Source organism: Streptomyces sp. NPDC034084 (assembly GCF_055575535.1).
Genome location: NZ_JBVISK010000002.1, coordinates 502437 through 515622, shown reverse-complemented (window position 1 = coordinate 515622; position 13186 = coordinate 502437). Strand labels below are relative to the sequence as shown.

General features: G+C 69.5%; 11 protein-coding genes. 10 read left to right on the top strand and 1 reads right to left on the bottom strand.

Annotation, left to right across the window (positions count from 1 at the left end; genetic code table 11):
* The first annotated feature begins 139 nt into the window (after nucleotides 1-139).
* The 5 genes from ACZ51I_RS07705 (at nucleotide 140) to ACZ51I_RS07685 (ending at nucleotide 7115) form a co-directional block, all read left to right on the top strand.
* Nucleotides 140-1720, top strand: coding sequence for a GMC oxidoreductase (locus ACZ51I_RS07705; protein WP_468873794.1), 1581 nt, complete (start codon nucleotides 140-142; stop codon nucleotides 1718-1720).
* A 193-nt stretch (nucleotides 1721-1913) separates the two neighbouring features.
* Nucleotides 1914-2708: an SDR family oxidoreductase gene (locus tag ACZ51I_RS07700; RefSeq protein WP_468873792.1), complete on the top strand. Its 795-nt coding sequence runs from the start codon at nucleotides 1914-1916 to the stop codon at nucleotides 2706-2708.
* 41 nt (nucleotides 2709-2749) lie between these two features.
* Entirely contained in the window at nucleotides 2750-4228 is a 1479-nt protein-coding gene (locus tag ACZ51I_RS07695; RefSeq protein ID WP_468872358.1) for a cytochrome ubiquinol oxidase subunit I, read from the top strand.
* Complete coding sequence (locus ACZ51I_RS07690) at nucleotides 4225-5283, top strand: cytochrome d ubiquinol oxidase subunit II (RefSeq protein WP_468872356.1); 1059 nt, start codon at nucleotides 4225-4227, stop codon at nucleotides 5281-5283. The genes ACZ51I_RS07695 and ACZ51I_RS07690 overlap by 4 nt, the downstream gene beginning before the upstream one ends.
* 59 nt (nucleotides 5284-5342) lie before the next feature.
* Nucleotides 5343-7115 (top strand): cation:proton antiporter, encoded by a 1773-nt coding sequence (locus tag ACZ51I_RS07685; protein ID WP_468872354.1) that lies wholly within the window; start codon nucleotides 5343-5345, stop codon nucleotides 7113-7115.
* Nucleotides 7116-7138: 23 nt separating this feature from the next.
* On the opposite strand, the gene ACZ51I_RS07680 is transcribed toward ACZ51I_RS07685, so the two are convergent.
* Nucleotides 7139-8986, bottom strand: a complete 1848-nt coding sequence (locus tag ACZ51I_RS07680) for a glycoside hydrolase family 15 protein (protein ID WP_468872351.1) — start codon at nucleotides 8984-8986, stop codon at nucleotides 7139-7141.
* Between the two features lie 195 nt (nucleotides 8987-9181).
* On the opposite strand from ACZ51I_RS07680, the gene ACZ51I_RS07675 reads away from it, so the two are divergent.
* The 5 genes from ACZ51I_RS07675 to ACZ51I_RS07655 form a co-directional block, all read left to right on the top strand.
* Complete coding sequence (locus ACZ51I_RS07675) at nucleotides 9182-10474, top strand: DUF2254 domain-containing protein (protein ID WP_468872350.1); 1293 nt, start codon at nucleotides 9182-9184, stop codon at nucleotides 10472-10474.
* Between the two features lie 109 nt (nucleotides 10475-10583).
* Nucleotides 10584-10748 (top strand): alkyl sulfatase C-terminal domain-containing protein, encoded by a 165-nt coding sequence (locus ACZ51I_RS07670; protein ID WP_468872349.1) that lies wholly within the window; start codon nucleotides 10584-10586, stop codon nucleotides 10746-10748.
* A gap of 50 nt (nucleotides 10749-10798) precedes the next feature.
* Nucleotides 10799-11401, top strand: a complete 603-nt coding sequence (locus ACZ51I_RS07665; protein ID WP_468872347.1) for a TetR/AcrR family transcriptional regulator — start codon at nucleotides 10799-10801, stop codon at nucleotides 11399-11401.
* A gap of 115 nt (nucleotides 11402-11516) precedes the next feature.
* Nucleotides 11517-12440, top strand: coding sequence for a TauD/TfdA dioxygenase family protein (locus ACZ51I_RS07660; protein ID WP_468872345.1), 924 nt, complete (start codon nucleotides 11517-11519; stop codon nucleotides 12438-12440).
* A gap of 44 nt (nucleotides 12441-12484) precedes the next feature.
* Nucleotides 12485-13186, top strand: a 702-nt coding sequence (locus tag ACZ51I_RS07655) for an MFS transporter (protein WP_468872343.1), incomplete at its 3' end; no start/stop codon positions are given.

The window sequence follows — 13186 nt, the reverse complement described above, 5'->3', positions numbered from 1 at the left end:
CGCCGGACGGTCACCACCCTCCGGTCGCCGCTCAGGCGGAGGGCGGATACGTTCGAACGAGTGGACCGCTCGGCCCCGCGCGGCGGGAGACAGGGTCCGGCGCCAGGTCGGGCCCGTGATCACAAGGACGGTGGTCGTCGTGGGCGACGCCCCTCACTACGACGTCATCATCATCGGTACCGGCGCCGGCGGCGGCACCCTCGCCCATCGGCTCGCCCCGTCGGGCAAGCGGGTGCTCCTCGTCGAGCGCGGGGACTACCTGCCGCGTGAACGGGACAACTGGGATTCGACGGCCGTGTTCGTCAAGGCCAAGTACCGGGCACCGGAGTTCTGGATCGACCGGGACGGGGCCGAGTTCCCGCCCGAGGTCAACTACTACGTGGGGGGCAACACCAAGTTCTACGGTGCGGCCCTCTTCCGGCTCCGGCCCGAGGACTTCGGTGAAATCCGTCATCACGGCGGCCTTTCTCCCGCGTGGCCCATCCGGTACGAGGATCTGGAGCCGTACTACACGCAGGCCGAGCACCTCTACCTCGTCCACGGACGACACGGCGAGGACCCCGGCGAGGGTCCGGTGAGCGCGCAGTACGCCCATCCGCCCGTGGAGCACGAGCCTCGCATCCAGCAGCTGAGCGACGATCTCGAGAAGCGCGGACTGCACCCGTTCCATCTGCCGATAGGCGTCAACCTCACGCAGGAGAACGGGGGTCGGGCCACCCACTCCAGTGTCTGCATCCGATGCAACCGGGTCGACGGCTTCCCGTGTCTGGTGCGCGGAAAGTCCGACGCCGAGGTGATCTGCGTCGAGCCGGCCCTGGAGCACCCCAACGTCGAGATGGTCACGAACACGCGGGTGGTCCGTCTGGAGACCGACGCGACGGGACGCAGTGTCAGCGCGGTCGTCGGCCGGCTCCCCGACGGCTCGGAGGTCCGGTTCACGGCGGACGTGGTGGTCGTCTCCTGCGGGGCGGTCAACTCCGCGGCACTGCTGCTTGCCTCGGCGGACGAGCACCATCCCCACGGCCTCGCGAACAGTTCCGACGTGGTCGGCCGCTTCTACATGCGCCACAACAACCTGGCCCTGATGGCCATTTCGAAGGAGCCCAACGACACGCAGTTCCAGAAGACCCTCGCCCTCAACGACTGGTACCTCGGGGCGGACGACTGGGACTACCCGCTGGGCGGCATCCAGATGCTCGGAAAGTCGGACGCGGAGCAGATCCACGGTGAGGCCCCCCGGTGGGCCGGCACGGTCACGCCCGACATGCCGTTCGAGGTGATGGCCCATCATGCCGTCGACTTCTGGCTGTGCGGAGAGGACCTGCCGCTGCCGGACAACCGCGTCACCCTCGACCAGGACTCCCGCGTCCACCTCGCCCTCGACGAGAAGAACAACGTCGAGGGCCTGAAGCGCCTGAGGCACAAGCTGCAAGGCATGCTCGGCCATCTCGGCATGCACGAGCACCACTTGCTGTCCCGCAGCATCTACCTGCACAAGGGCATGCCGATCGGCGCGACGGCCCACCAGGCCGGCACCGTACGCTTCGGCGACGACCCCGCCGCCTCCGCTCTGGACGTCCACTGCAAAGCCCACGACCTCGACAACCTGTACGTCGTCGACACGAGCTTCTTCCCGAGCATCGGAGCCGTGAACCCGTCATTGACGGCCATCGCCAACGCCCTGAGGGTCGGCGACCACCTCGTGGACCGGCTGAGCTGAGGCCCCCGGGCCGTTGGTCCGATCGGACGAAGATGCCCGGTGCGGCGGCCCCAACGGACGAGTACCGGACGCCCTGCCCGCCGCGGCCGTGATTGCGTGGATCCACGGCCGGGCGGACCGGAGCCGCGCAGCGAGGAGGCGGGACATCTTGGATTCCACCGTGGAAGCACCGCGGGATGTGATCCCGACAGATCTGCTGAAGGGCCAGAAGGCCCTGGTCACCGGCGCCAACTCGGGCATCGGCAAGGCCACCGCCCTCGGCCTGGGCCGGGCCGGCGCGGATGTGGTCGTGAACTACGTCGTAGGCCGTGACGATGCCGAGGAAGTGGTCAAGGAGCTCACCTCCTTCGGGGTGCGCGCGGCGGCCTACGAAGCGGACGTGTCACAGGAGGACCAGGTCACCGCCATGGTGGACCGGATGGTCCAGGAGTTCGGGACGATCGACATCATGGTCGCCAACGCCGGTCTGCAGCGGGACGCCCGGTTCACCGACATGACGCTGGCGCAGTGGCAGAAGGTCATCGACGTCAACCTCACCGGCCAGTTCCTCTGCGCCAGGGAGGCGACCAAGGAGTTCCGGCGTCGCGGGGTCGTCCCCGAGGTGTCCCGCGCGGCCGGGAAGATCATCTGCATGAGCTCGGTGCACCAGCTCATCCCCTGGGCGGGCCACGTCAACTACGCCTCCTCCAAAGGCGGCGTCCAGATGATGATGCAGACCCTCGCCCAGGAGCTCGCGCCGGAGAAGATCCGGGTGAACGCCGTCGCCCCCGGGGCGATCAAGACGCCGATCAACCGCGCGGCCTGGGAGACCCCGGAGGCCCGGGACGAACTGCTGAAGCTGATTCCGTACGACCGGATCGGTGACCCCGAGGACATCGCGCACGCGGTGGTCGCACTCGCCTCGGACCTCATGGACTACGTGGTGGGGACCACCCTGTACGTCGACGGCGGCATGACGCTCTTCCCGGGCTTCGCCACCGGCGGCTGACCCTCTGACGGCCCTTCACGACCACGAACACGAAGGCACGCATGCCCACATCGCTCCATCTGCTGGCGGATGCCCCGGCCCAACTCCTCCCGGCCCGGGAACTCATGGCCTTCACTCTGGCGTCCCACATCATCCTGGTGCCCCTGGGCGTGGCCTTTCCCTTCATCACCCTGGTCACGCACTACCGCGGGCTGCGCCGCAAGGACGCCGACGCGCTGCTCCTGGCGCGGCGCTGGTCGGCCGTCATGGCGGTGCAGTTCGCACTCGGCATCGTCACCGGCACGGTGCTCTCCTTCGAGTTCGGCCTGCTCTGGCCCGGTCTGATGGGCCGATGGGGCGACGTCTTCGGGATCGGATTCGGTGTCGAGGCCTGGGCGTTCTTCCTCGAGGCGGTTCTCATCGCCGTCTACCTGTACGGATGGCGGCGGCTGAAGCCCCGTACGCACTTCCTGCTCGGGCTGCCGCTCCCGGCCGCCGCACTGCTCGGGGCGTTCGGCATCCTGGCCGCCAACTCATGGATGAACACCCCGCAGGGCTTCGCTCTGGACTCCGAGGGCAACCCGGTCGACGTGAGCGTCTGGAAGGCGATCTTCACGCCGATGTTCGGGCCTCAGTACTGGCACTTCGTCGTCGCGATGATCATCACCGCGGGCTTCATGGTGGCCGGTGTCTACGCCGTGGGCTGGCTGCGCGGCCGCCGGGACCGCTATCACCGCCTCGGTTTCGCGGTCCCGTTCACCATCGCCGCCGTGGCCACCCCGGTGCAGTTCGTCCTCGGCGATTCCATCGCCCGGTCGGTGTTTCACAAGCAACCGGTGAAGTTCGCCGCGATGGAGATCGTCTGGAAGACCGACACCCGTGTGCCGGAGTACCTCTTCGGGCGCCTGAACACCGACGGTTCCGTCTCGGGCGGCATCAAGATCCCGCTGCTCGACTCGGTCCTGGCCGGATTCAGTCCGAACACCGAGGTGAGGGGACTGACCTCGGTCCCGGCGGACCAGCGTCCCACCGCCACTCAGGCGACCATCGCCCACTGGGCCTTCGACATCATGGTCCTGCTCGGTTCCGCCCTGGTGCTGCTCGCCCTCTGGTACGGACTGATCTGGCTCCGGCACCGCCGACTGCCCGCCTCGAAGTGGTTCTACCGCTCCGCGGCCTGTGCGGGCGTCGCCTCCGTCGTGGCCGTCGAGTGCGGCTGGATCGCCACCGAGGTGGGGCGCCAGCCCTGGATCGTCTACGAGAACATGCGGGTCGCCGAAGCGGTGACGTCGACCCGCTCCACCACCCTCTGGATCATGTTCGGGGTGGTGCTGGTGGTGTACGTGTTCCTCTTCGGCTCGTTCCTCGTCGTCCTGCTCAAGATGCGCACGCGCTGGCGGCTCGCCGACGAACAACGGGCCGTGGGCGGTACGCCCCACGCACCGGAGGCGGACACCCCGTACGGACCCCGGGCGCCCCTCGCCGCGGGTGACTCCGCCGTCGGCGGGGGAACCGCTCGTGCCGAGGACGGCCGCCCATGACCGCCGACCTGATCGCCGTGACGCTTCTCCTGGCCGTTGCCGCGTACGCCTGCGCGGGTGGCACGGACTACGGGGCCGGTTTCTGGGATCTGACGGCGGGCGGCGCGGAACGCGGCGAGCGCCCTCGCCGGCTCATCGACCATGCGATGACCCCCGTGTGGGAGGTCAACAACGTCTGGCTGATCTTCGTTCTCGTCATCATGTGGACCGGTTTCCCCACGCTGTTCCAGACCGTGTTCTCCGCCATGTGGCTCCCGCTGGCTCTGGCCGCCGTGGGCCTGGTCCTGCGAGGCGCCGGCTTCGCGTTCCGTAAACCCTCCCGGCGGCTCGTCGACCGACGGCTGTACGGTGCCGTGTTCGCCGTCGCCTCGCTCGTCACGCCGTTCTTCCTCGGAGCCGCCGTCGGCGGGATCGCCTCGGGCCGGGTGGCGCGGGGTACCGAGGCATCGGCGGACGCCTGGGCCAACCCCACCTCCCTGGTGTTCGGGCTCCTCGCCATCGCGACCACGGCCCTTCTCGGCGCGGTGTTCCTCACGGGAGACGCCCGCCGGTACGACATGCCGGATCTGGTCGGCTACTTCCGGGCGCGGGCGCTGGGCAGCCTCGCCGCCGTCACCCTCCTGGCGGTGGTCACCGGCTTCGTCACCCACGAGGACGCTCCCCACGTCTGGCACGGACTCACCCACGGCCTCGGGTTGTTCTTCGTCGTTCTGGCGGGGGCGGCCACACTCGCGACAGCCCTGCTCCTCCTGCGGACGCCGGGCACATGGGTGCGCCTCACGGCGGTCGGGGTCGTCGCGTCCGCCGTCATCGCCTGGGGCATGGCCCAGCGCCCCTACCTCATCCCCACCTCGCTCACCGTGGCCGACGGCGCGGGGGCGCCCTCCACCCTGACATGGCTGGCGATCGTCACCCTGGTGGCCCTCGTGCTCGTCGTGCCGGCCGTCGTCTTCCTCTACTGGCTCGACACCCACGGTGAGCTGGAAGAGCTCACGGAAGCCGAGCTCCGAGGAGGAAGCGGGGCGGACGGTGACGGTGCGGCCCCCGGAGGCTGACGGCCCACGCCCACGCCGGAACCACCCCTCGCGCCCGGACGCCGACCAAGGAAGCCGCTGTGACCGACGACGAGATCCTTCTCGGACTCTCCCTGACGGTGGTGCTCGCCACCGGCTCGCAGATCCTGGCGAGCAAGCTGCGCGTCCCGGCCCTGATCATCCTGCTCCCGGTGGGCTTCGCCGCCGGCGCGATGACGGACGTCATCCACCCGGACAAGCTGCTGGGGCCTGACTTCTCGAACCTGGTGTCGCTGTCCGTCGCGGTGATCCTCTACGACGCCGGTCTGGGACTCGACCCGCGGAAACTCGCCCACCACACCCGGGGCGTCGTAGGCAGGCTGCTCCTGTACGGCCTGGTGCTGACGTTCCTCGTCGTCGGGGCGGTGGCGCCGGCGATGTTCGGCATGCCCCTGCGCGTGGCCGCGATGCTCGGCATGATCCTCGTCGTCTCGGGCCCCACGGTCGTGGGGCCGATCCTCGACTTCGTGCGGCCGAGCGACAAGGTGCGGCACATCCTCATCTGGGAGGGGACGCTGACCGACCCGATCGGCGCCATCCTCGGTGCCCTCACCTTCCACGCGGTCGCCTCGTCGCAGATCGACATCGGCCGGGGTTACCAGCTGGGCCAGTTCGCCCTCAGCCTCGCCTTCGGGCTGCTGGGCGGGGCCGTCGCAACGGCGCTCCTGTGGTTCACCCTGCGTACCCTGCGACTCGGCGAAACGCTGGGAACCCTGGCACAACTCGCCGTCGTGATCGGCGTGTCGGCGGGCTGCGACATCGTACGGGACGACACGGGGCTCATCGCCGCCATCGTGGCGGGACTCGCCGTCTCCAACATCCGCGGCTTCGACATGCCCGCGCGAAGGCCCTTCCTGGAGACGCTGGTCCAGCTGATCATCGGACTCCTGTTCATCTCCATCTCCTCCACCGTCACCCCGGCGTCCCTGGTGCCGGTGCTCCTCCCGGCTCTCGGCCTGATCGCGATCCTCGTCCTGGTGGTCCGACCGCTCGTGGCCTTCGCCGCCGCAGCGCGCACGGACCTCTCACGCGGCGAGCGGGCCTTCGTCGGGTGGATGGACCCACGCGGAATCGTCGCGGCGGCCACGGCGTCGGCGTTCTCGGCGGGGCTTGTCGAACGGGGAGTGGCCGGGGCGGCGAAGATCCTCCCCGTCACCTTCCTGGTGATCGTGGGAACCGTTCTGCTGTACGCGCTGACGGCGGCACCGGTTGCCAGGCGGCTCGGCGTCGTCAAGGCCGAGGGCGGGCGTGTGCTCCTGGTGGGGGGCGAACCATGGGTGGTCGACCTGGGGAGGGCCCTGCGGTCCGCCGGCCTCGAGGTGCTGATGTGGGCGGGACGCGACGAGGAACGGGGAGAGATCAAACGGGCGGGCCTCGATCTGGCCAAAGGCGATCTCCTGGCCACGGGCATCAACCCCGGGGCTCGTCTGGAGGGCGTGACAGCGGTGTTCCTGGCCACCGACGACGACGACTTCAACGCGCTGGCCTCCATCGTGATGCAGGACAACGTCGAGGGCCCCGTCTACCGGGTGGGGCCGCCGCACGACAGCCACGGCGTGGTCGCTCCGTACACGGGCGGCGACATCCTCTTCGGCCCCCACCTCGTCCGTCATGCCCTGGCGGAGCGTTACGAGCGTGGCGCCCGGTTCGTCGTGCAACCCGCCTCCGCCCCGCTGCCGCCTGAGCACGACACGCTCTTCGTGGTACGGGCCGGCCACCGCCTGGAGCCGGTCACCGAGAGGCAACGTGCCGTCCCTCAAGGGGACGACACCGTCGTCCTCCTCAGTCCCGTCCCTGCGACCGCCGGACAGTGAACATCGACACGCACTCCGTACGACTACGTCCCGCCCCTCCGCTCCCCCTTGAGCGTCGCGTCCAGGGTGATGGCCGCGTCGATCAGGGCCAAGTGCGTGAAAGCCTGCGGGAAATTGCCCAGCTGTCGCCCTGTCAGGGCGATCTCCTCGGAGTACAGGCCCAGGTGGTTGGCGTAGGTGAGCATCTTCTCCAGTACCAGCCTGGCCTGATCCGTGCGACCGGCCCGCGCCAGCGCGTCGACGTACATGAACGTGCACAGGGAGAAGGTTCCCTCGGAGCCGCGCAGTCCGTCCGGTGACGCCTCGGGGTTGTAGCGGTAGACCAGGCTGTCGCTGACCAGTTCGCGATCCATCGCGTCCAGGGTGGACTTCCACATCGGGTCGTCGGGCATGATGAAGCCCACCGTCGGCATGCGCAGCAGCGACGAGTCGAGCACGTCGTTGCCGTAGTGCTGCACGAACGCCTGCTTCTGGGGGTCCCAACCCCTGCTGAGCACCTGGTCGTACAGATTGTCGCGCTCGGTCACCCAACGGCCGCGGGCCGCCGGTCGGCCGTCGTCGTACGAGATCCGCAGGGCGCGGTCGAAGGCGACCCAGGACATCACTCGGCCGTAGGTGAAGTCCTTCCGGCCGCCGCGGGTCTCCCACAACCCCTCTCCGGGCTGGTCCCAGTGGTCGACCAGCCAGTCGAGAAGCGTGTGCAGCGCGGCCCAACCCCTGGTGTCGAGGTGAATGCCGTGGCGGTGAGCGAAGTAGATGCTGTCGAGAGCCTCACCGTAGATGTCCAGTTGCAGCTGGGTGGCCGCCCCGTTGCCGATGCGGACCGGGGCGGAGCCGCAGTACCCCTCCCAGTGCTCCAGGCTCTCCTCCTCCATGTCGGACGAGCCGTCCACCCTGTACATGATGTTCAGCGGTCCGGTGCCGTCGCCCTGGCCGGCTTCTTCCTTGACCCGGTCGTGCAGCCAGCTGATGAACGCCGCGGCCTCTTCCTTGAACCCCAGGCCCAGCAGGGCGTACACCGAGAACGAGGCGTCACGGATCCAGGTGAAGCGGTAGTCCCAGTTGCGCTCACCGCCGAGCTGCTCCGGCAGAGCCGTCGTGGGGGCGGCGACCAGGGCGCCGGTCGGCGCGTAGGTCATGAGCTTGAGCGTCACGGCCGAGCGTTCGACCGCCTCGCGCCACCGGCCCGTGTAGGTGGACTGACCGAGCCACGAGCGCCAGAAGCGGACCGTCTCGTCGAAGAGCTCCTGGAACTCCGACACCCGGACCTCGTGAGGCGGACCGTCGGGGGAGGATTCCATGACCAGGCCGCGCTGCTGCCCCGCCCGCAGGGTCAGGCTGAAACGGAGGTCCTTGTCGCCCGAGAGGACGTTCAGGAGCCGCTCGTCCTCCGGTTCACGGACGGCGTGGACAGCGATGTCCATGTCCTCCGAGGTGAACAGGGCCCCGTGTTCCGTGAAGTGAAGCTCGTGGGGCTTGCGGCCGTAGTCGAAGCGCGGAGCGATCTCGCCCTCGAAGGTCATGCTGCCTCGCACACAGCGCAGCATGCGGACCAGCCGGTGCCGCGGCGTCGCCGTCGTCCCGGTCACGGGCATGAAGTCGACGACCTCTCCCGTGCCGGCCTCGGTCATGAAGCGCGTCACCAGGACGGCGGTGTCCGGGTGGTAGAGCTGCTTGGTGGTGTAGGTGTCCGCGGCCGGTCTGACGGTGAAGTGGCCGCCCTTCCGCCGGTCGAGCAGAGCTCCGAAGACGCTGGGGGAATCGAAGCGGGGACAGCAGAACCAGTCGATCGTCGCATCGATCGTCACGAGGGCCGCGGTCTGCAGATCACCGATCAGCCCGTGGTTCTCGATCAGGGTGTATTCATCCATGATGCGCCCCTTTCGTCCCCGGTCGACAAGCCTAGGCCAACGCTGCCGTCCCGTCTCGGTGAGGCGGTGATGCCGAGTCTCTGCCGCTGCGCCGGCCCGGGAACGGCCCTACCGTGAAGTGACAGCGGTCCCGCTGAGCGGCACGGCTCGTATGCCCCAAGGGCATGGGGCCCCTCCCGGTGAAGGGGGCGTGACGTGGGTGTCCTGACGTCCTGGGCGCTCAGGTTCAGGTTGCGCCAGTACGTCAAGGCGAGCCTGTGGATCGTGCCTCTGGCCGGTCTCGTCCTCGGCGCCCTTCTCGCTCAGCTCGCCCTCCACGTGGACGGCACGGGCTGGCCGCCGAGCGGCTGGCGCTACTCCGCGACGACGGCGAGTGACGTGCTCACCGCCATCGTGGGGGCGATGGTGGCGTTGCTCGGATTCGTCGTCACCATCGGCGTGCTCGTCGTGCAGCAGGCGACGGGAACCCTCTCCCCCCGCTATATGCGCCTGTGGTACCGGGACAGGCTGCAGAAGGCGGTGCTCGCGACCTTCACCGGCACGTTCGCCTTCGCGTTCTCCTTGCTGCGCAGCGTCGAGTCCGACTCGGTCCCCGACCTCGGCGTCACCCTGGCCGGTGCGGCGGTGGCCGTCAGCCTCGTGCTCCTGCTCATCTACCTCAATCGGTTCACCCACAGTCTGAGACCGGTGGCCATCGCCGAGTTGGTCACGCACCTGGGGGTGGGCGTCTTCACCACCGGGGCCTCGGCCATCCGGGGCGCGGCGCCGCGAAGAGACGGAGCCGTGCCGTCCGACGGCCCGGTGACGCACATCCGTACGGCGCACGGGGGAGCCGTCCAGGCGTTCAACGTGCCCGGGCTGGTCGCGGAGGCGGCGCGCCACGACTGTCTCTTCGTCGTGACCCGGCTGATCGGAGACTTCGTACCGCCCGGCACCGTCCTCGTCGAGGTGCACGGGGGCACCTCGGCACCGGACCCGGACCGGGTGACCGGTCTGGTCGCCCTGGGGGCCGAGCGCACCATCGAGCAGGACCCCGCCTTCGCTCTGCGGGTTCTCGTCGACATCGCGATCAGGGCCCTCTCGCCGGCGGTGAACGATCCGACGACCGCCGTGCAGGTGGTCAATTACATCGAGTCGCTCCTGCACACCGTCGGCAGTGTGCGACTGCCGGGGCGGTACGTTCTTGCCGATGGGCACGGCCGTGCGCGGCTCGTCCTGCCGGGGCGTGACTGGGAGAGCTACCTTCAGCTCGCCGTCTGCGAGATCCGCGACTACGGAGCATCGTCCGTGCAGATCTGCCGACGGCTCCGCGCCATGCTCGAGGACCTGCTCGACACCCTGCCACCGTCCCAGCACACCGCTGTGCGCGTTCAGTTGCACCTGCTGCAGGAGTCGGTCGAGCGAGAGTTCCCCGACGCCGCCCGCAGGTCCACCGCGCAGGAAGCCGACCGCCAGGGGATCGGCGGGCGCCGTCTACCGCCGGCGTAGCCGGACGTGCCCGGCCGGCGGCCCTTTCCGACGAGGGGCGCGGGTACCGGCTGACCCTGCACAACGGCGCACTCACGCACCGGTCCAGGTCGCCGGCAGCCCTCCCGGCATGTCTGCCGGGCTGACGCTCACCGCCACCAAGCCCCAGCTGATCGGCCTTCTCGCAGGTCAGGGCATCGACGACGACGAGCACGAGGGCGACTTGTGCCTGCTCGAGCGCCTGTTCGCGCTCGTGACCGTCCCGGACAAGCGGTTCCCCCTCGTCACCCCCTGACCGACACCCCGGGCTCCGTGCGCCGAGTGCCGCGGCCGTAGGCTCTGGGCATGGTGGGTACGCAGTCGGACGGGGTCGCGCGAGGGCGGGGCCGCCCGCGGGAGGAGCGGGTCACCGGAGCCGTCCTCAACGCGGTCGTGGACATGGTCCACGAGCAGGGGATCGGGGCGGTCACGATGGACGCCGTCGCGGCACGGGCCGGAGTCAGCAAGCCCGCGATCTACCGGCGGTGGCCCACCAAGCAGGATCTCATCATCGCCGCGGCGGAGACCCGCATCGGCATCCTGTCGGTGCCCGACCTGGACGACTTCCGTGCGGAGCTCCGCTTCGTCCTCACCGCCCGGCTGGAGGCCTACCGGTTGCCGGGTACGGACCGGCTGATCGCGGGCCTGATCGGGGCAGCGGCGGAGGCCGGAGCGGTGCGCGGCCAGTACGCGGAGTACACCGAGCGGATCACGAGCGAGACGAGACGCATCCTCGAGCGCGGGATCGTGCGGGGCGACGTGGACCCGGACACCGACGTCCGGGCCGCCGCCACGCTGGTGGCCGCGCCGCTGATCTTCCGGCTGATCGGCGAGCAGGAGATGCCTGACGCCCGCTTCGTGGACAACCTGGTCGATCTCGTCGCCCGCGCCGTCGGCCCGCGCGACTGACGGGTTCCGCGGCGGGGGTCGGCGGCTTCACCTTTTGGTGCTCTCAAGCCCTTGCCTCACCCTGACCCAATAACGATACTCCGAGTAACGAATTCCGCCTCGTCCCGGAGGATCCATGGACAGCGCCGTCTCCGCCCCCGCCCCCGCGCTCGACAAGCCGCTGATGCACTACGGCAAGCGCACGCTCGACCGCACCGCGCCGGGCGCGACCCAGCCCGACTACCGCCTGCTGGACATCTGCCCCCTCACCCCGCACATCGGCGCCGAGATCGAAGGTGTCGACCTCTCGCGCCCGATGAGCGAGGAACTCGCGGAGGAGATCAGGCAGGCCCTGCTGGAGTGGAAGGTGATCTTCTTCCGCGACCAGCACGCCTTCGACCCGCAGTCCCAGCTCGCACTGTCCGGGCTGTGGGGCCAGCCGGAACCGAACCCCTTCTTCCCCAAGGGCGACACCGTGGGAGTCTCCCGGCTCGCCAAGGACGCCATGACCATCGGCACCGAGAACATCTGGCACAGCGACCACTCGTTCATGGCGGCGCCGGCCCTCGGATCCGTACTGCGCGCCGTCGAGGTTCCGTCCGCCGGCGGCGACACCCTGTGGGCGGACATGGCAGCCGCCTACGACAACCTCAGCGACTCCGTGAAGACCCGGATCGCGGGGCTCACCGCCGTGCACGACTGGGTGCCGAGCTGGGGCGCGTTGATGACCGACCGTCAGGTCGCGGCGCACCGTGCGAACCTGCCGGCCGTCGAACACCCCGTCGTCGTCGAGCACCCGCGCACCGGCCGCAAGCTGCTGTACGTCAACGAGCCCTTCACCACCCGGATCGTCGGCCTGCCGGACACGGAGAGCCGCGAACTGCTCGACCATCTCGTGCTCCAGGCCCGCATCCCCGAGTACCAGGTCCGCTTCCGCTGGCAGCCGGGTTCCGTAGCCGTCTGGGACAACATCGCCACCCAGCACTACGCGATCAACGACTACTTCCCGCAGCGCCGTGTCATGGAGCGCATCGCCATCGCCGGCGTCCCCCTCTCCTGATCCATCCCCCTGCCCCCGCCCCGACCAGTCTCCGCGGAGCCTTTGTGACCGACACCGATGTCGCATCCGTCGTGCCCGCCGGCACGCCGAAGGCGCTGAGCAGCACGCGACGCCGCGCCTGGACCGTCACCGTGCTGCTCGTCGTCTTCATGATGATCAACTTCGCCGACAAGTCCGTACTCGGTCTGGCCGCGGAGGAGATCCGGAGGGAAATCGGCCTGTCCGCATCGGCCTTCGGCCTCGCCAGCAGCGCCTTCTTCCTGCTCTTCTCGATCTCCGGCGCCGCGGTGGGTCTGCTCGCGGACCGCGTACGGCCCAGGTGGCTGCTCCTCGCGATGGCCCTCCTCTGGTCCGTCTCCCAGGCACCGCTGGCCGTCGGCGGAGGGCTCGCGGTGCTCATCACCTCACGTGTTCTCCTCGGTGCCGCGGAGGGGCCGGCCTTCCCCGTCGCTCAGCAGGCCACCCTGTCCTGGTTCCCGAACCATCGCCGCAACCTGCCCGGAGCTCTGATCGTCCTCGGCATCACGCTGGGGGTCCTGGTTGCGGCACCCGTCCTGACGTGGGTGATCCAGAACCACGGATGGCGCTCGGCCGTCGCAGCGCTTGCCCTCGTCGGCGTCGGCTGGGCGCTGCTGTGGATCCCGCTCGGCGGGGAGGGACCGTACGTGGCCGCGCCGGCCGGCCCCGTTGTTGGGGTGCTGGGTTGTGGTCTTTTTGCTCTGGCGGGGGGGGTTGGGGGGGGGATA

Excerpts from the sequence above, each read along its gene's own strand:
- ACZ51I_RS07660 (WP_468872345.1), top strand. The coding sequence starts at position 11,517 with ATGGACAGCGCCGTCTCCGCCCCCGCCCCCGCGCTCGACAAGCCGCTG.
- ACZ51I_RS07665 (WP_468872347.1), top strand. The coding sequence starts at position 10,799 with ATGGTGGGTACGCAGTCGGACGGGGTCGCGCGAGGGCGGGGCCGCCCG.
- ACZ51I_RS07695 (WP_468872358.1), top strand. The coding sequence starts at position 2,750 with ATGCCCACATCGCTCCATCTGCTGGCGGATGCCCCGGCCCAACTCCTC.
- ACZ51I_RS07680 (WP_468872351.1), bottom strand. The coding sequence starts at position 8,986 with ATGGATGAATACACCCTGATCGAGAACCACGGGCTGATCGGTGATCTG.
- ACZ51I_RS07670 (WP_468872349.1), top strand. The coding sequence starts at position 10,584 with ATGTCTGCCGGGCTGACGCTCACCGCCACCAAGCCCCAGCTGATCGGC.
- ACZ51I_RS07690 (WP_468872356.1), top strand. The coding sequence starts at position 4,225 with ATGACCGCCGACCTGATCGCCGTGACGCTTCTCCTGGCCGTTGCCGCG.